Origin of the sequence: Amycolatopsis sp. NPDC004169 (genome assembly GCF_040610315.1) — a bacterium.
GTDB lineage: Bacteria > Actinomycetota > Actinomycetes > Mycobacteriales > Pseudonocardiaceae > Amycolatopsis.
In genome coordinates this window covers 125367-143953 of the sequence record NZ_JBEXMD010000014.1, presented here as the reverse complement: position 1 = coordinate 143953, position 18587 = coordinate 125367, and the positions used below count along the sequence as shown (strand labels likewise).

Below are 18587 nucleotides of genomic sequence, written 5' to 3'. Positions count from 1 at the left end.
ACCAGGGATCCCGCTCGCCGGGCGTGATCACCTGTGTTTCGTTGATCCGGTGCCTTCGTTTCGCCTCGCCCCCGTGCTGACCGGCCTGGTTCTCTCCGCGGGCGTCGGGTTGCTCGCGGTCGCCGAACCGGCGGTCGTGCCGGTCGCGCGGTCTTCCGCGCCCGCCTCCGCGACCCTCGTCCGCCTGACGACTTCGCCGGTCGAGGCGCTCGGACTCGAGGCCTACACCGGCCGGTACGGCGTCGCGGAGTCCTCCGGTCCCGGACAGACCGACAACGGGGACTTCGGCGACCCCGACGGGATGCTGAGCCGGATCGGCGTCGCCACCAAGGAGGTGCGGACCGCCGCCGACCCGGCCAAGAACTGGGCGCAGGCGCAGCTGACCGCGCTGGAGGTGAAGCTCGGGCGGAAGCCGTTCCTCAAGGTGGCTTCGCTCGATTCCTACGCCGAATGCGTCCCGCCGCCGGTGGGCCCGTGGGCGCTGGCGTACAACCGCACCAACGGCGGCGCGATCGAGGTGCTCGGGCACCTCGTGCGAACGGGCCGGAACGAGCTGAGCGTGACCGGCGCCCAGCTGGGCGCCCGTGAGATCGGCAAGAGCACCCTGACGGTGGTGGTGACGCCGCTGCAGGACCCGTCCGCGCAGAGCCGCCAGGGCTACGCCCGGGCCTGGTTGGACATCGACGTCACCGCGTCGCTGAAGGACAAGGACGGCAAGGCCGTGTACGACGGGCCGTTGACCTCGTTGCGGCTCGGAGAAACCGAGGCACACTGCGAGCCCCGGCCGCCGACGACCACCCCGGTCACCTCGACCACCACGGCGAAGACGACCACGCGGACCACGTCCTCCACACCGGCCTCGACCTCGACTTCGGCCACGACTTCGGCCTCTACCTCCACCTCCACCTCGGCCTCGGCCTCGACCTCGGCCACGGCCTCGGCCTCGGCCTCGGCCTCGACCTCGACCTCGGTTTCGGCCACGACGACCGGTCCTTCCGGCGTCACCGTGACGCCGACGACCACGTCGGGCACTTCTTCGGCCGCCTCTCCGGTGCCCGGCTCGCCCGGCAGCCCGCCGACGACCGGCGGCCTCCCCGGAACCGGCGTCGGCGGCCTGCCCGCCCAGGCGGCCGCGCTGCTGGTCCTGCTCGGCACCGGCCTGACGCTGCTCGCCGTGGCGCGGCGACGACGCAGCCGTTGACCCGAGGTCGGGTCTTTCGCCCGGCGACGCGCGCATCGCCGCTACCATCCCGGGTCGTCGAGTGCCGCTCGCCACCCACGTGGCCGGGGCGGGGCGGGAGCCGAGGGGAGCGGGATGACCAGGGCATTGATCATCGGCGGGGGCATCGCCGGGCCGGTCACGGCCATGGCCCTGCAGAAGGCGGGCATCGGCTCGGTCGTCTACGAGGCCGAGGAGCCGGGCGCGGACGACGTCGGCGCGTTCATGACGATCATGAACAACGGCTTCGACGCCCTGCACGCCATCGACGCCGACAAGCCGGTGCTGCAGGCGTCGTTCCCCGCCGACCGCGCGTTCTTCTGGAGCGGCTCGGGCAAGAAGCTCGGCGAAGCACCCATCGGCGGCGGTACGGCGGGCTCGTACGGGCCGCACACCATCAAGCGCTCCGAGCTGTACCGGGTCCTGCACGAGGAAGCCACCCGCCGCGGGATCACGATCGAGCACGGCGAACGGCTCGGCGACGTGGACATCTACGCCGAGCGCGGCATCGCGGCGTTCTTCGAGGACGGCTCCCGCCGCGAAGGCGACCTGCTGATCGGCGCCGACGGCGTCCACTCGGCCACCCGCGAAATCATCGACCCGCACGCGCCGCAGCCGCGCTACACCGGGACGGTCGTGTTGTGCGGCTACGCCCGGCACGCGCCGGTCGAGCCGCTGCCCGGGGTGTACCGGATGATCTACGGCAAGCGTGTGTTCTTCGCGTACACGACCGCGCCGGACGGTGAGACGTGGTGGTTCGTGAACATCCCGCGCCCGGAGGTGTCGAAGGCGGAGCTGGCGTCGACGTCGCTGGAGGAGTGGCAGCGGCAGGCGATCGCCGTGCTCCGGCGGGACCGGTCGCCGGCGGCGGCGATCGTGGCGGCCTCGGAGCAGATCCGGGCGAACAACGGCTACGACATCGCCTCGGCGCCGCGGTGGCACGCCGGCCCGATGATCGTCATCGGCGACGCCGCCCACGCCGCGGCGCCGAACGCCGGGCACGGGGCGTCGATGGCCATGGAGGACGCCGTGGTCCTGGCCAAGTGCCTGCGTGACCTCCGTGAGCCGGCGGCGGCGTTCCGGGCTTACGAGCAGCTGCGCCGGGAGCGGGTCGAGCGCCTGGTGGCCACCAGCGCGAAGATGGGCGGCACGGCCACGCCGGGGCCGGTCAAGCGGCTCATCCGCGACATCGCGATCTCCCGGCGGCTCAAGAGCGGCCCGCGCAACACCGCGGCGTGGCTCACCCAGCACCACATCGAGTGGACGGACTGACCGCCTGCTAGGGCCGCTCCGGACCGGGTGGCGTGCGCGTCACCTCCGGCCCGGTCGAACCGCCGTACGTGGCGATCTTGTACTCGGTCGCGGCGAGGGACAGCGTCAGCTCGCGGATGCGCCGCCGGATGGTGTCGCGGTGCTCGACGAGCATGTCGAGCCGCTCGGGCACGGTGCCCGCCCCGGCGTCGACGAGCCCGATGTAGTGCTGCAGGTCGCGCATCGGCATCCCGGACAGCCGCATCCGGGTCAGGAACACCAGGCGCCGCACCGCTTCTTCGTCGTAGACGCGGTATCCGCTGCGGTCGCGGCCGACCTCGACGAGCCCGGCGCGTTCGTAGTAGCGGAGGGTGTGCGGCGAGATGTCGAGCATGTCGGCGACCTCGGCGATGGTCATCGGCTCGGTCATCCCGCCCACGTCGGTGAGCCGGTGGATCGCCTCGACCGACACGTCGTCTTCGCCCAGCATCGCCAGCGCCCTGGTCAGCAGTTCGTCCGTGGCCATGCCGTCCAGCCTAGATCGGCCGCGACGAGGGCGGGACGTCGGCGAAATCGGCGCTGCGGGCGGTTTCGGCCCACCGCTCGACGCCGTCGAGGTCGCGCCGGTAGGCCCGGGTGAGCCGCTCGACGGCCTCGCTGCCCAGCGGCAGCCGCAGCGGCACGTCGTCGCCGTGCACGACGGACACGATGATGTCCGCGGCCCGCACCGGGTCGCCTTCCTGGCGGCCGTCGGCGCCTGCCATGTCCGCGCGCACTCGAGCGAGCACGTCGCGGTAGGTCTCGGACGGCTCGGCGAACTCCAGCACGTCGGCCTCGTTGAACCCGGTGCGGAACCGGCTCGGTTCGACGAGCACGACCCGGATCCCGAACCCGGCGACCTCGCCCGCCAGTGCCTCCGACCAGCCTTCGAGGGCGAACTTCGACGCCGAGTACGCGGACACGCCGGGGAAGGACTGCCGTCCGCCCTGGCTGCTCATCTGCACGATCGTCCCCGTCCCGCGCTCGCGCATGGCGGGCAGCGCCGCGCGGACCAGGGCGGCCGGGCCGAACAGGTGCAGGTCCATCAGCTCCCGCAGCTGCGCGTCGCCGATTTCTTCGACGGCGCCGACCACCGCTCGGCCGGCGTTGTTGACCAGGACGTCGAGCTGCCCGAAGTGGCCGATGGTGTCCTTCACCAGGTCCGCGGCCGCGGTGGTGTCGCGGGCGTCGAACTTCACGACCAGGCAGCGGTCCGGGTACGCGGCCTCCAGGTCGAACATGCGCTCGGGCCGCCGCACGGCGGTCACCACGTTGTCGCCCGCCGCGAGCGCCGCTTCCGCCAGGGCGCGCCCGAGGCCGCGGGTCGCGCCGGTGATGATCCAGGTCTGTGTCGTCATGGCGGCGACGCTAAGGCTTCGAGCGCGCTCGAAGGCAAGTCAGTAGGCGAAGCGGGCGTCCATGGTGAGCTGCGGCGGGATCGGGAACCGGGTGGCCATCGCCCGGCCGGTCGAAGTCGGGGCGAACCGCAACGCGCCCGCCGTCACCACCGGGTGTTCGGCCGAACTGCTGACCACGATCGAATACGAGGCCACCTCTTCGGCCCCGGCCTGGTCGACCCGCACCAGGCGGTAGTCGATGGTGGCCAGCCGCAACGTGTCCGGGTGGGGTCTGACCTTGGTGAACACCCGGAACGTCTCACCCGGGTGGGCGCCGGCGGCGACCGTCCGCAGGTACGCCTCGATGCCCTCGTTCTGCACCCGCTGGTTGACGAATTCCGGGGCGTAGAAGATGCCGTACGGGCTCTCGAAGCCGGTTCCCTGGCCCAGGGTGTGCGCCCGCTCGTAGGACGGGCCCGACGGCAGGTTGCCGTGCTGGCCCGCGGAATACATGCCGCGTTCCATCCCGGCCCGTCCCAGCGAACCGCCGAGCGTCGACTCGTGCCGGACGGGACCGCCGGCGGTGGTCCGCCAGACCCGGGTGCCGTCGGGGAACTCGAGCACCACCGGGGGATCGGGGACGACCGGGGCCACGGTCTCGAAGAAGTTCGGCGCGGCCTCGTCCAGGGACACCTCGACGATCCGCCCGCCGCGCGGTGCCACGCTGACCGAGTCGATCTCGCGAAGCCGCGACAGCCGCGCGGTCAGCTCGTCCCAGCGCGCGAGGTCCGCCGGGTTCGGCCGCCCCGCGGCGGCCGCGATCCGCTGCTCCACTGTGGACAGTTCGCGGTCGAGCACGGGCCGGTTCGCCAGCACGGACTCGTACGCCGCGCGGACGTTCCCGGTGGCGACCGCGCGCAGCCGTCCCTCGACCTCGGCCAGCGTCCAGGCCGGGTTGGCGCCCCAGGAATCGACGACGGCGGACAGCTGCTCTTCGGACAGGCCCAGTTCGGTGCCGAGCGTGCGGATCCGGCGCCCGGCGGTACCGGCCTGCTCGAAGGCCGCGCGCAGCCGGATCAGTTCCCCGGCGCTCAGCTCGCCCTCGGCGAGGAGCCGGGCGGCCCGCAGCCGCAGGACGAACCGGTCGAGCGACACGATGCCCTGCCGGATCCCGTAGTACGCCGCCCGGACCATCGGGCCGATGCCCCGCACGCCGCCGATGGCCGAGTTCACCCCACCGGCGGCCGCGGCCAGGTCCCGCAGCGCCGCGTCCAGGCCGACGGCGCCGCGGAACTGGGCCACGATGCCCGCGGCGAGCCGCTCGGAGATCCCGGCGGCCTTGAGGTCCGCGGCCAGCCGGGCCGCGTCGCCGGTGGTCTTGGCCAGCCGCAGCGCCGGTTCCGCCGGGCGGATCGCCGCGGCCGCCCCGGCCAGGTCGATCCCGGCACCGGCGACGGCGACCAGCACCCAGCCGAACCACGGGTCATCCTGCACCAGCCCGGCCAGGTGGGCGCCGTGCCCGCGGCGGTACTCCTGGTAGGCCTCCACCGCCTGCCAGGCGCCGAGCCCGAACACCGCCAGCGCGCCGAGCAGGGCCACCGTCCCGGTGCCGGCCGTGGCCACGCTGATCGCGAGCGTCACCACCGCCAGCACGATCGCCGTCACGCTCTTGCGGGCCTGCCGCGACTTGAGCCGGTCCTCGACGATCCGGAAGTAGAGGGTCCCTTCCCGGATGTCCTGCAGCCTCAGCGAGAGTTCGTGCAGCGGCGGCAGGTCGTAGCCGAACGCCCGGTCCGCCTTGAGCTCGGCGCTGGTGGCGGCGACGCCGTTGCGGTGCCGGGTGACGTAGGTCCGGACCACGCGCAGGACCTCGGCCGCACTCGCCGCCTGGGCCAGCGCGGCCCGGTCGAAGCCCTCCTCGGCCGCCAGCGGGCCGGCCGCCGCGGCGGTGACCAGCTCGTCGGCGGCGGCTTTCGCCTGAGCGGCCTCCGCGGCCAGCCGGGTCTTCCGTGCGTAGTCGTCGCCGAGGTAGCGGTGCAGCTCGGGATCGGGGCCGATGGCCCGGGCGGTGCCGGCCTTCTCCTCGGCCTCGGCGTACAGCGCCTTGGCCCGGGTACCGGCCAGCGCCGCGACCAGCCGGTCGGCGGCACCCGGGGGCTTCGAGCCGTTGCTGTTCGAGGCTGAGGAGGCGGTCATAGCCGTCCAGCAGCTCCAACCCGATGAGCACGGTCTTGTCCTCGAAGGCCGCGAGGAAGTCGGAGACGAGCCCCTCGAACGCGGCGGGCGAGGCGAGCCCGTGCTTCGCCAGCGCCGCCCGGAATTCGGCGTCGATCGCGTGCGCGCGGGTCTCGTCGACCGCCGCGTACGTGCCCGACATGCCGCCCACGGCCCGCCAAACCTTGTACAGCTCGTACAACCCGTCCATCTCGAACAGCGCGGTCTTCGCGCTTTCCACGGTGACGCCCGCCTCGCGGAACCGGGCCACCTGGGCGAGATACCGGTCAACCGACGCCTCGAACCGGCGCCAGTCGGTCGTGTGCGCGTCGACCTTGGCGGGGTACCCGGCCAGCTCGGCGTCGGTGAGCCCGGCTAGCTTGTGCGCCAGCCGGAGCACGGCGGCGTAGTCGGCCGGCCCGGCCGCGCGCGGTGCCCCTTCGGTGAACAGGAAATCGCGGATCCGCGGCGGCAGCGCGTCGATCTCCCGCCGTTCCCGGAGCAGCTCGTCGCGGACGCCCAGCCAGTACGCCGCCAGTTCCCGGTCCTCCTGGCCGCTGCCGAGCTGACCGGTCCGGCCGGTGGCGGCCCGGAACCGGCGGTCCGCATCGGCGTTCAGCTCGTCGCGCTGTCCGGCGCCCAACACGGCCAGCGCCTGCTCGTTCGCCGCCTGCTGGGCGGCGTGGGCGAGGCGCAGGCTGTGGTCGACGACGTGCAGCAGCTTGTACCGGCGCGCCAGATCGGCGGCGGTGACCTCGGGCGGCGTCCCGGTCCAATGCCAGTGCTCCGCGTCGAGCAGCCGGGCGGCCTCGGCGCCGGCCACGTGCCGGTACTGCCGGACGAATTCCCGGAGCAGCTCGGCACTGTCCAGCCGCCGGTCCAGCCGCACCCGGAACGGGAACGACCGGCTACGCAGCGGCACCCCGACCGGACGCCCGCCGTCGTCGTAGCTGGGCGTCGCGTACGCGCTGCCGTCGGCGGTCACCCGCAGGCCGGCGAACGGCTCCCGGGCCGGCGGCCGGCCCGGGGTGGCCGTGACCGTGCTGCCGGTGAGTCCGACCGGGTGGACCGCCCGCGCCACCGCGTCCAGCACGACGGCGGTCAGCCGCTCCCGCTCCGGCGCCGGCAGGTCGTCGGCGGTGGTGACCGCCGACGGCAGGTGGTAGTGCTTCCGCACGGCTCTCGCCTTTCTTCGTCAGTGCGCACGCGGTGGCAGGGTGCCGGGCGGCTTGATCCGTTCCCGGCCTTCCTGCAGTTCGAAGTGCATCGGGTCGGCGCCGCCGAACTGCCAGGTCGCGCCGGGCACGAACCCGCTGTGCGCCATTTCTGCGAAGAAGCGGAGGTCGAACCCGTCCTTCGGGTTGAAGAAGCCCGCCTCCAGCAACCGGAGCAGCGGCGGGTTGTCGGCCGGGGCGATGCTGCGCAGATCACCGGTGGTGAGCGCTTCGAATGTCCCGATGCCCGCCGGGGTCGACAGGTCGGGGTGGGCGAGTTCTTCGCGCAGCTCGGTGACCTCGGTGATCCACTTCCAGGCGGGCCGCAGCGCCGGGACGTCGGAGGCCGCCAGCTCCGCCTTCAGCCGATCGCGGGTGGCGGCGGCCGAGTCGCGTACGCGTTTCGCGTAAATCTCTTCGCGCAGCGCGGTCTCGGCCTCTTGCCGCCTGGCCGCGGCGTCCCGGATGGCTTCCACGGGTGCCGGGGTCCAGTCACGCCCGACCGGGCGGGTTTTCGCGATCGCGGCGTCACGGCGTCGCACCGCGGCGGCGGTCGCGGTCTTGGCGCGTTGCTCGTCCTGCTGTGCCAGCTGCAGTCTCTTCTCGGCGTGCTGCAGATCGGCCCGGATTTCGGCGGGCGGGCGCAGCTTGTCCATTCCGGGGTGCTTGGCGAGCGATGCCTTGACTTCGGTGTCGAGCGCGGTGATCCACTCGGTGACCAGCGGCGGGATCTCTTCGAGAATGGCCTTCCGCCGCTCCTGGAGACTCGCCGGCGTCTGCTTGCCGCGCTGTGCCGCGATTTCACGCAGCACGTCGAGATACCGTTTGCGGACGTCCAGCAGTTTCGTCCGGTGGGCGGGGGACAACGTGCCGATGAAGCCGAGCGAACCCCGTTGCATCTGGCGGAACTGCTGTTCGAAGAGCTGGAAGACCCGTTTCGCCACGGGATCCTGGTCGTCGGCGGCGAGTGTTGTCGTGTCCGCGGCCAGGCGCTGTCCCATCGCCTTGACGATGCCCGGCCAGTCGTTGCCCATGTCCATGTGGGCGCCGCGGGGGTCGATGGCCGCGGCGATCTGGTGGGGGTCGAAGCGGCGGGTGCCGGAACTCTGGAAGCCGATCTTGGGGTTCTCCGCGGCGGCGATGTCGAGGGCGTAGCCGAGGGCGTGGATCATGAAACCCGGGGTCTGGATCTCGCCTTCCTCGAAATGGCGCAACTGGAACCCGCCGTAGATCTTGGGGTGCTTCGGCAGCAGGTTCAGGACGCGTTCCAGCCGGTCCGCGGCGTCGCGGTGCAAGACGACGTCGACCTCGGGATTGTCCTGGGTAGCCGGACGTTTCACCTCGGTGAAGTTCCGGAAGTGGTCGAGGAGGTCCTCCCACGTCGAGAAGTACAAGCGCATCCGGATGAAGAACTGGAGGTGGTGGTCGGCCGTCGCGTCCGCCCCCTCCGGCGGGTGCTGCCGGTCGACCTCCTGCCGCACCAACGGCGACAGGCTCGCGAACACCGCTTCCACCGCTTCCCGGGAGCCGAAGATGTCGAGGGCGAGCGCACGCACCGCGGCCTCGTTGTCCGCCGCGGACCGCGTGGGATCGACCAGGTTCGGACCGGCGGAACGCACGCGGAGCGCTTCCGCCTCGTTGGCGCTCAGATCCGGCAACGCCGGCACGGCGACCGGGTCGCCGGCGAGCTGGAAGGACGGGACGGCGTAGCCGTCGGCACCCTGCCGGCCGGGGTCGTACCGCTCCCGCACCTCCGTGGTGGCGCCTCTCGGGTCGCCGTGCCGCTCGGCGAGCACGCGCTCGGCCTCGGCCAGCCGGGCGGACACCGCCCGGGTCAGCGCCTGGCCCACCGCCGCCAGCTGGTCGTCGGTCGGCACTCCGACGATCCGGACGGTGATCGGGACGTGGCAGTCGATGCGCACCGGCTCACGTCGCGACGTAGGTGAGCTGGATGGTGGCCAGGCTGACGTCGGTGGTCTGGCTCAAGACCGTGACGTAGTGGCGGAACGATCCGTCGACCGTGGCGACCGCGTCGGGCACGGGCACCGTGTGGTCGAACGGACTGGCTTCCGGCGAGTCGAGCCGGATCTCGGCCAGTTCTTCCGGGGGCAGGTTCTGGTCGAGGAGGGAGGACCGGAACAGCCGGATGACGAACAAGGCCGGCGGACCGGGGTAGAACCCGATGGCCCGGAAGTTCCGCAGCGCGACCGGTTCCGGCAGCGACAGGTGCATGATCGCCTGCGCGCCCGCCACCGCCGGGTGCGCCATCCCGGTGTCGTCGTAGCTCCACTCACCGGCGGGCAGGGACACGAGGTCGAGGCCGGGGGTGAGCCGCTGCTCGCCGAGCACGACGCCGGGGAACTTGAGCGCGGTGTTGATCCGGCCGACCACGGTGGACAGCCGGCTCAGGTCGCTGTCGATCGCGTCGTAGCGCACGTTGAAGCCGTTGGGGCCACCCGCCTCGATGCGATCGACGTTGTTGATCCAGTCGGTGTGGCGGAACGTCGGTGTGAAGGTGATGTCGCCGGTGGGTGGGGGTGGCGGCGGGGGCGGTGGGGTGTTGAGGCGCACGGTGACGGTCGTCGACGCCGTCCCTTCGTTGCCGAAGGCGTCGGTGGCGATCACGACGACGGTGTGCTGGCCCGTGCCGAAGCCGACGTTGGCCTTCGACCAGGTGACCTGGGCCGGATCGCCGGTGACCGAGTCCATGTTCTGGCGGGCCCCGCCGTCGATCGTGAACTGCACGCCGGTGACGCCCGCGTCGTCCAGCGCACGGCCGGACAGCAGCGGCACGCGGAACGGCAGCTGCTGGACGGTCACGTCGTTCTGGAACGGGTCGATGACGACCTGCGGCCCGGTCTGCTCCACCACCACCTGGCGCGTGTCGATCACGTCGTATCCGCCGGGCTGGTCACCGCTGCTGCTGAGGGCCAGGATGCTCGCGTCGAAACTCAGGGTCACCACGTCGCCGTGCCGGACACCGGCCGGGATGGATCCGGTGGCGGACCAGGTGCCGTTCCCGATGGTCGCGGCGACCTTGGGGAACCGGTTGGCACCGAAGTCGACCAGGATCTGCAGTATGGAGAACTGATCGTGGCCTTGGTTGTCCACCGTGCCGTCGTCGAAATAGGTGCCCGTCACGGTGAAAGTCCGGCCGACACTGCTGCCGGGTGCCGGGCTCGAAAAGGCAACACCAATCATGGCTGTCTCCGATGTCCTTGGCCTGCTCAGGCGGGCACGAGCGTGAGTTGGATCGTCTCGATCGACATCAAGGTCGTCAGCTGCACGGCGTCGGGCATCTCGAACCGGGCCGTGAGGAAGTAGCGGAAGCCGTCCGGATCGATCCCGGCGGCCGCCTCCGTGACCGTCGCGAGCGCGTCGAAGGTGGTGGTGAGCGTGGCCCCGACGTTGAACGCGGCCACCTGCTCGACGACCGGCGGACCGGGCGTGAGCTGAAGCGGACTGCGTGACAGGACCACGTCCGCGAAGGCCTCCCCGATGTCGTCGGGAACGAAAATGCCCTTCACCCTCATCGCGGCCAGCTGGAACCGGCCGGGCAGCGTCAGGTTCATGACCCCGAAGTAGACGCCGCCGATCGCGTTCGTCCTGGCCACCGCCGTGCCGTCGGCTTCGGTCGCCCACGGCTTGCCGGCCTGCGGAGCTTTCCGGAACACCGGGGTGAAGCTCAGCAGCCGGTTCTGGCGCCGCGGTGGTGGCGGCGCCTGGAACTGCTGGACCTCCGCGCCGGTCTGTTTGACCACTGTGGACAGTTGCTGGAGATCGGCGCCGATGGCGTTGAACCGCGTGTTGAACCCGTTCGGGCCGTCGGCCTCGACGCGGTCGATCTTGTCCACCCACGGGGTGTGGTGGAACGTCGGGGTGAAACTCACGTGTGCCACCGGTGTTCCTCTTTCCGTTCAGTCGAGGGAGTAGGTGAGCTGGAAGGCGCCGACCGACACGAACGCGTCGGCCGGGATGACCGGCACGGTGGCCTGGATGAGAAAGCGCGAGGTGGCCGCGGCGGTTTTCGGCACCGACGGATCGATGAGCACCACCCGGTTGTACGGCGTCGCGTTGCCGATCACGGTGGCGAGCACCTGCGGTGTGCTGCTGCCGATCTGGACGCGGGACAGCGAGATCGACACCGACGCGCCCCTCGCCAGCCCGAACGCCCGGAACGACAGCAGGGTGGCGCCGTTCGGCAGGACGACGTTCAGCAGCCCGGAAGCACTCGAACCCGGCACCACCGTGGCCGTCCCGTCGCTGCCGATCAGCCACGGGGTGGCCCCTTCCGGCGGCACCAGCGTGGGTGGCAGGGTGAGCCGCTGCCGCGAACCCGCGTGGCTCAGCACGTCGTCGACCTCGGCGACGACCGCGGACAGCTGCGCCAGATCCGTCTCGATCGCGGCGAACCGGGCGTTGAAACCGTTCGGCTCGGCGGCCCGGACGCGGTCGACGTCGTCCACCCAGTCCGTGTGGTGGAAGGTTTGCGTGAAGCTGATGTCAGCCATCGGCCGGCCCTCTCGCCTGGCGCGGCAGGGGGCCGCGGACCCGGAACTTCGGGTAGGTGAAGTCGGGGTTGACCTGCGACAGGTCACCCTGCAGCTCGACCACGTGCGCGCGGATCGCGGCCGTGTCGACCTCGACGCCGACCGGGTGCAGCACGTTGAGGATGTTCATGATCAGGTCGAACCGGTCCTTGGTGATCACCGTCGCCGGGGTGTCCAGGTCCGCACGCGGCCGGACCCGGAACGTGTACGGTGTCGGCTCGCCGCCGACCAGGTAGCCCGCCTGCACCCACGCCGTCCCGGCGGATCCGGCGTGCAGCGTGCTGGTGGGCTGGGTGGTGGACGTGAGCGTGATCGCGGCGTTGTCGAACGTGCCCGACGCCCAGCCCAGCCTCGGCCCCGCACCGGGCACCTGCCCGGTGACCCCGGCGTCGTGCAGGGCCGCCGTCGTCGGTTTCGCGGTGAGGTCCACGGTGTCGCCCTCCTCCAGCTCGATGACCGCGCCCCGCTCGATCCCTTCCGGACCGCGCACCTGGACGAGCTGCCCGGGTGCCTGGGTGACCACGAGGTCGGTGCCCTGGTGTTCGAGGTGGCCGAAGCCGACCGCGAACGCGGGCCCGGCCAGCCCGCTCGGCGTCAGCACGCTGTGCCGCAGGAGGAGCTGCCTGCCCTGCCGCGACGCCGGCGTGACCGGGGACGGCAGCGACACGCTCAGCCTGCCGCCGGTCCCGCGCCGGGCCAGCTCGGCCAGCAGCGCGTCCAGCAGCTCGGCGACGGCGGGTTGCACCTTGTGCGCGGCGTCCGAGCCGTAGTCGACGCGAGGATCGTCGTGGTCGGCCAGGAACGCCGGATCGAAGAAAGCCTCCGGTCTGTCCACCACGGACGAATCGACGCCGGTCGTGCCGTCCGCGGTGATCTTGCCGCCCTCGGCCAGTCCGGTGAGGCCGACGCGCAGGGACCGGGTCGCCGAGACGGTGTGCCGGCCGCGGACCACGTCGACCTTGACGATCAGCCGTCCGGCGGCGGTGGCTTCGAGCGAAGCAGTCCGGTGCGGCGACCCGGGATTGCCCGCGGGGGTGAGCGTCGCGCGCCCGCCGCCGTCGGCGGGCACGACCAGCCACCGCAGGAAGGCGTCCACCGGCGGCGCGGGACGCAGTGACAGCGTCGCGGTCGCGCCCACGTCCAGGTCGGTCGGCCCGGTGCCGGCCGGGGTGAGTTCGATCGCGAAGTAGTCACCGGGGGCGGTGGCCGCGTACACCCGCCCGGCACTGGCCCGGAAGCCGACGAAGTCGAAGCCGGCCCGGTGGGCCAGCGCGGCCAGCTTGCCGAGCGGGAGCGAGCTGTGGCCGAGCAGCACGGCCCGGCCGGTGGCCCGCAGGTCGGCCGCGCGGGGGTCGTACGCCGAGCTGATCAGCAGCCGTCCCGGCGGCGCCGTGGCGGCACCGGCGAGGGCGAACAGCCGGTCGAGGCACTGGGCGACGCCGATCTGGACCAGGTGCGGGTCGGGCGGACGTTCACCGGGCTCCAGCGCGCGCACCGGCGGCGGGTCGAAGTCCACGTCCTCGTTGTCGTAGCGGAGCAGGAGGGCCGGGTCGAAGGTGTCCTCCTCGGCGGCACTGCCCACCACGGTCGCCTCGGCCACTCCGCGGCGACCGGCCGCGTCGATGCTTTCCCCGGGCAGCAGGACCTTCGGCCGGATGTGCACCAGGCGCGTCCCGCGGACCAGCGTCGCGTTCGTGTCGTCGACCACGAGCGTGCCCTCGGCTTCCGGGTCGCTGCCGATCGGGCCGGCCAGCTCGTTGAGCACCGCGGCGAGGTTGGCCGGGGTGGGCAGGGTCCAGCGGCGGAACAGCGCCAGCCGGCGGCGGTAGTGCTCGTCGTCCTCGCCGAGTGCCGGCGAGAAGTCGGCCCGCGCCGTCGAGCTGATCCGCACCTCGTCGACCACGCCGCGGAACCCGCCACCGGCGGCGCCGATCAGCAGATCCGCCGTGGTCACGACCGCGCCGAGCGGGAACCGGAACCGGAAGTCCTTCACCACCCCGTCGACGAACAGGCTGACGTGGCCGGTGAGCCGGTCGAAGCCCGCGGCGAGGTGGGTGAACCGGTCCGTCGGCAGGCTGACGTCCGCGCACAGGTCGATCGTGGTGGTGCCGTCGCTGATCACGAACCGCACGTTGCGCTCCAGCCCGTCGAAGCGCCCGACCCGCAGCACCCAGCCCGGCCCGTCCCCGTCGGGCGCGGAACGCCGGCTCAGCACCGGTCCGTCGGCGTCCGGATCGGGACGGACGAAGCATTCGAAGGTGAACCCGTCTTCGGCGCCGATGTCGAACGCCGCGGTGGTCCGGATCCGGACGGCGGCTCCCGGCTCGCGGAACCCCATCGCCTGGCCGTACCGCCCGGCGACCCCGAGCTGGACCGCTCCGGCGAGTTCGCCGGGGAATCCGGCCCGGCCGGGGAACCCGGCGGTGAGGTCGGCCACCGGCGGGACGGCCCCCGCCACGTCGCCGAGGTGGTAGAGCGCGACCGTTTCCCCGTCGAACCCGTAAGGTTGCGGTGGGAAGCGCGGCACGCCGAGGTCGTGCCCGATCAGGTCGAGGCTCAGCCCGGCCGCGCTCGGCAGGTGCCGTTGCGCGAACGTCCGGACCGCGTGCCCGCGCAGCTGGTCCCGTTCGGCGCCCACCGCCCACAGCAGCTTCGCCGTGTTGCCCAGCAGGACGGTCAAGGTCCAGCAGAGTTCGGGCCGGTTGTCGAACGGTGCCGTGCCCATCGTCAGCAGGGTCAGCCGGGCGGTCGCCGACACCGGGGCCTCGAGGAGGAACGACGTGCCGGCCACCGACCCCGCCGGCACGGTCACGACGGTGAACCCCGACGGTGCACCGGGCTCGTCGTAGTCCAGCCGGACCGTGGTGTCGACGTCGATGTCCCGGGCCGTGGCCAGCACGTACCTCGGCTGCGGGGCCGCGTCGAAGCGGGCCGTGTGGTCGGTGAAGTCGTAAGTGTCCACACTGGCCTGGGAACTCGTGAACAGGCTCAGGCCCAGGGGAAGCGTGTCCGCGCCGCGTTCGAACGGTGCGGTCAGCCGGCGGCCCATCCGCCTCGCCGCGATCGGCCCGGTCATCGGATCACCAGCGTCACGTCGAGGGTGTCGCCGTCGGCCACGAAGGTCGCGAGCTCGGTCGGGCCCATGGCCAGGTTCTCCCCGACCGCGGCCTCGGCGACCACCCGCTGGAACGGGACGTCGCCGAAGGTGATCCGGCCGAACGCGGCGGGGGAGCGGCGCAGGTGCAGGTTCTGCACGTCCAGCACCCCCGGCTGTTCGACGAACGCCCGGACCACCTGGGAGTACAGGACGTCCCCGCCGAGCCGCAGCGCGCCGATGTCGGCCGCCAGCCGGCGGCGGATCGACGAGAGCAGGGCCGTGCCGTCCGAACCGGACGCGATCACCGCGGTCGCCCGCACCCCGACCTCGATGTGGTCGGCCTCGACGACGTTCGCGTGGATGCCGATCGGGCGCACCGCGTCCACCGCGGTGGTGACCCGCTCGAAGATGCCCTCCACCGGGCCGACGGTGTGCCACTTCTGGAGCGGGTCGTGCGCCACCACGACCGTGAAGAAGTACGGCTCACCCACCCGGCGTTCGCTGCTGAACGCGCGCTGGTCGAAGTTGAACAGGTCGAACAGGCTCTGGGAGACGTCGACGCCGCCCAGCGGGTCGGACAGCACGACGTCCACGACGCCGTCGACGCCCAGTGCCGCCTGCGCCACCGCGTCGACGGTCCAGAGGTTGCGGGCCAGCCCGAGCAGCCGGTTGCGGTAGGACTCGTCCGGCTCGCGCCCGGTGCCGCCGGTCGTCGCGGCCCGGTTGGTCACGGTGAACCGCGCGGTGCCGGTGAGGAACTGGGCCTGGAACGCCGGATCGACGGCCGTGATGGCACCGGCGTCGACGTCTCCGTCCGGGCCGCGGCCGAACGCCACCACGTCGACGTCCGCGGTGCGGGTGGCGGTGTCGAGCGTGACCGGCGCGACCGTCCCGAACGCCCGGACCGGCTCGCCGGTCACCACGACGGTGCCCTCCGGCAGCACGTGCCGCTCTCCGGCTGCCGGGTTGTCCAGTGTGATCCGGACCGTGCCGGTGCTCGCCAGCTGACGGCGGGCCACCCCGACGTCCTCGCCGAGCTGGTCCAGCGCGTCGCCGGTCGCGGTGGACATGAAGTTGCCGAAGTACAGGTCCTCCAGCCGTTTCCACAGCTCGCCGTCCTCGGCCGCGGTGGTCTCCAGTATCTTGCGCAGCGCGCTGGTGGTGGTCAGGTCCGCGCCGGGGAAGACGGACCTGGCCCGCTCGATCGCCTCGTCGAGCAGCACGTCGACGGGCTTGAGCACGAACCCGCTGGGGGTCACCCCGAAATCGGTCACGATCGTCACACCTCCACGTTCGCCAGCAGCGTCGCCGTGTCCCCGGTCGCCGTTTCCAGGTCGACCACGACCGTCCACTGGCGACTGATGCGGGCGACCCGTCCCCCGTCCGGATCGGTGGCGAGCCGGTCCGGGTCGTCGTCGAAGGTGACGCGCCGGACCGCGCTCACCCTCGGATCGGCGGTCAGCGTGCCGACCAGGTTCAGCTTCAGCAGTTCCTTCACGATGCGAGTGCTGTTCGGTGCGGTGAAGGCCTGCTTCACGTCCAGCCCGTAGTCGGGGTCGAAGCGGTCGGACCCGAACGGGGTGAGCACCCGCAGGGTCAGTGCCTGGACGAGGTTGGCGAGCCCGGTGACTTCGGCCGGCCTGCCGCCCTCGAACACCAGATCCCCGTCGTGCACGAGGAATCCCCGGCCGAACGGGTCGGGCGTGGTCATTTCGCCTCCAGCTTGTCCTGGGCGGCGAGCTGGACCTGCCAGCCCGGTGCCGCGTTCGTGGTTCCCGCGGCCGTGTCGAGCACCACCTGGTCCCCGCCGATCGCCAGCGTGGTGGACAGGCCGGCGGTGACCTCGGTGATGTTCGTGCACTTCGGGTTGTTCGCGCAGGTCTCGATCTTCACCTTGAGCAGGTCGCTCCGGAGGAGGACGAACTCGCCGTCCACCGCGAGCAGTTCCTGGCTCGGGGCGACCTTGAACGGGAACCGGTGCGGGCACACCAGGATCGACGCGGCGGTGAGCACGGCGGCCATCAGGACACCGCCACCTTCGTGCCGTCGAGCTTGAGGCTGACCCCGCCGTTGGTGAGCGTGATCGGTTGGTGGTCCGTGGTGATGGTGACGCCGCCGTCGGCGCCGACGCTGATCCTGGTGCCGCTCTCGTGCTCGATCGTGATCGAGCCGTCGGCCGGCGGGTCGGGGCGCGTGCCCACCTCGGGCAACGCGCCGGCACCGACCTGGACGCGCAGCCCGGCGGCCTGGATCACCCGGTGCCCGGTGGCGTCGGTGAGGTCGTTGACGCCGGGGCCGGTGGGCAGGCCGTCCGGACCGAGACCGGTGGGCAGCGCCAGCCAGTGGTCACCCGGCCGGTTCGCCGGGCGGCGCAGCTCGGGCTCGTCCGTCCAGAGGAACCCGGCCAGCACGGCGTCGTTGACGAGACCGCGGTTGTGCGCCAGCAGGGCACGCATCCGCGGGTACACCGGCACGACCAGGCCCGTCCGGTCGAACGCGAACGCCGAGGAGATCGGCTTGCCGTGCAGTTCGGTCCCGCCGTCGACCGGGCCGGCGACGCTCGGCGCGGCGACGGCCGGATCCGGTTGCTGCGCGTACTGCAACGACGCCACGTGCCCGTCCGCCGTGTACTCGGTGACCTCGCCGACGTCGATCGCCGGGCGGTCGTCCTGCGCCCGGTCGACCAGTTCCCGCCACCGGTCCACGACGACCTGGACGCCGGTGGTGACCTGGGCCCGCCGCCCGGCTTCGGCCGCGATGAGCTCGAGCCGCGCGACGTACCCGCCGTCGGTGGTGAACCGGTGCAGCACCCGGGAAATCCGCAGGGTCCCCGAGGGCACCCCGGACAACCCCGTCACCTTCGCGACTTGGCCGACCCGCAGGAGCGGATGGCCGAGCACGGTCATGCTCAGCGTGCTGTGCACCGGCGGCGCCGGGGTGCTCGCGGTGTCCTCGCCGTCGAGGCTGTGCAGGGAAACGATGTTGGTGTCGGGGTCGAAGGCCACCGGTGCGGTGTCGGTCGCCGCGCCGACCGCGTCGCCCAGGAAGACGTCGCCGTCGCGCACCACCAGCGGCACGGCCGCCCGCGTGGCCAGTGCGCGCAAGGCGTCCAAAGTGGACCCGGTGCGCACGGTGAACCCGGTCAGGTCGCCCGGCAGCGTCGAGTTCGGGGCCAGCTGAACGCCGCCCGCCCGGCGTACCAGGTCTCGGGCGAACCGCACCGCGTCCGTGCCGGTGGCCTGGCCCGCGGCCGGCGTGTTCCGCAGCAGGTAGCCGGCTTCCTCCTGCCCGTAGAGGATCGTCCGGCCGTACCCGTCCTCGCCGACGCAGTTCACCACGCGGGTGACCCGGCCGACGAGCACCAAGCCGCCGTCGCCGGTCCTGGTCGCCACGTCGTCGAAGTAGCCCAGGCGAATGGTCGCGGTCACCGCCGTCGTCGCCTGGGCGGCGCGGACCAGGTCGGCCGTGTCCGTCGGCAGGTTGATCAGCACGACCTCGAACGTGTCGGTCGCCGCCCCTTCGGTCATCGTCACCGTGATCTCGGCGTCCAGCACGAGCGACCCGGCGAGGACGTCGTTGGACACGGTCACCGGCTGCGCCAGGCTGCCCGGTGACGTGACGGCGACCTGGTACCAGAGCGCGAAAGTCATGGTCTCCCCTCCCGTC

General features: G+C 72.3%; 14 protein-coding genes. 2 read left to right on the top strand and 12 right to left on the bottom strand.

The window, feature by feature from the left end:
* Positions 1-49 precede the first annotated feature (49 nt).
* Positions 50-1201, top strand: a complete 1152-nt coding sequence (locus tag ABZX11_RS20975; protein ID WP_354915184.1) for a hypothetical protein — start codon at positions 50-52, stop codon at positions 1199-1201.
* Between the two features lie 114 nt (positions 1202-1315).
* Positions 1316-2491 (top strand): NAD(P)/FAD-dependent oxidoreductase, encoded by a 1176-nt coding sequence (locus tag ABZX11_RS20970; RefSeq protein WP_176177046.1) that lies wholly within the window; start codon positions 1316-1318, stop codon positions 2489-2491.
* 7 nt (positions 2492-2498) lie between these two features.
* Here ABZX11_RS20970 and ABZX11_RS20965 read toward each other — a convergent pair whose 3' ends face one another.
* The 12 genes from ABZX11_RS20965 to ABZX11_RS20910 form a co-directional block, all read right to left on the bottom strand.
* Positions 2499-2996, bottom strand: coding sequence for a MerR family transcriptional regulator (locus tag ABZX11_RS20965; protein WP_354915180.1), 498 nt, complete (start codon positions 2994-2996; stop codon positions 2499-2501).
* Positions 2997-3006: 10 nt separating this feature from the next.
* Positions 3007-3867 carry an SDR family NAD(P)-dependent oxidoreductase gene (locus ABZX11_RS20960; protein ID WP_354915177.1) on the bottom strand — a complete coding sequence of 287 codons (861 nt, stop codon included), beginning with the start codon at positions 3865-3867 and terminating at the stop codon, positions 3007-3009.
* Between the two features lie 39 nt (positions 3868-3906).
* Positions 3907-6042 (bottom strand): polymorphic toxin type 4 domain-containing protein, encoded by a 2136-nt coding sequence (locus tag ABZX11_RS20955; protein WP_354915174.1) that lies wholly within the window; start codon positions 6040-6042, stop codon positions 3907-3909.
* A gap of 1213 nt (positions 6043-7255) precedes the next feature.
* Positions 7256-9196, bottom strand: a complete 1941-nt coding sequence (locus ABZX11_RS20950) for a hypothetical protein (protein WP_354915171.1) — start codon at positions 9194-9196, stop codon at positions 7256-7258.
* A gap of 4 nt (positions 9197-9200) precedes the next feature.
* Positions 9201-10415 carry an Ig-like domain-containing protein gene (locus tag ABZX11_RS20945; RefSeq protein ID WP_354915168.1) on the bottom strand — a complete coding sequence of 405 codons (1215 nt, stop codon included), beginning with the start codon at positions 10413-10415 and terminating at the stop codon, positions 9201-9203.
* A gap of 86 nt (positions 10416-10501) precedes the next feature.
* Entirely contained in the window at positions 10502-11173 is a 672-nt protein-coding gene (locus ABZX11_RS20940) for a hypothetical protein (RefSeq protein ID WP_354915165.1), read from the bottom strand.
* An 18-nt stretch (positions 11174-11191) separates the two neighbouring features.
* The gene (locus ABZX11_RS20935) at positions 11192-11785 is read right to left on the bottom strand and encodes a hypothetical protein (protein ID WP_354915162.1); all 594 of its coding nucleotides are present in this window, start codon (positions 11783-11785) and stop codon (positions 11192-11194) included.
* A complete protein-coding gene (locus ABZX11_RS20930; RefSeq protein ID WP_354915159.1) occupies positions 11778-14900 on the bottom strand; it encodes a LamG domain-containing protein in 3123 nt (1040 codons plus the stop codon). The genes ABZX11_RS20935 and ABZX11_RS20930 overlap by 8 nt, the downstream gene beginning before the upstream one ends.
* Positions 14897-16204 (bottom strand): baseplate J/gp47 family protein, encoded by a 1308-nt coding sequence (locus tag ABZX11_RS20925; RefSeq protein WP_354915156.1) that lies wholly within the window; start codon positions 16202-16204, stop codon positions 14897-14899. The genes ABZX11_RS20930 and ABZX11_RS20925 overlap by 4 nt, the downstream gene beginning before the upstream one ends.
* Complete coding sequence (locus ABZX11_RS20920; RefSeq protein WP_176177056.1) at positions 16201-16632, bottom strand: hypothetical protein; 432 nt, start codon at positions 16630-16632, stop codon at positions 16201-16203. Before ABZX11_RS20920 ends, ABZX11_RS20925 begins: the two co-directional genes overlap by 4 nt.
* Entirely contained in the window at positions 16629-16943 is a 315-nt protein-coding gene (locus ABZX11_RS20915; protein ID WP_354915152.1) for a hypothetical protein, read from the bottom strand. The genes ABZX11_RS20920 and ABZX11_RS20915 overlap by 4 nt, the downstream gene beginning before the upstream one ends.
* On the bottom strand, positions 16943-18571 hold the full coding sequence (locus ABZX11_RS20910) for a hypothetical protein (protein ID WP_354915149.1): 1629 nt from the start codon (positions 18569-18571) through the stop codon (positions 16943-16945). The genes ABZX11_RS20915 and ABZX11_RS20910 overlap by 1 nt, the downstream gene beginning before the upstream one ends.
* Between the last annotated feature and the right edge of the window lie 16 nt (positions 18572-18587).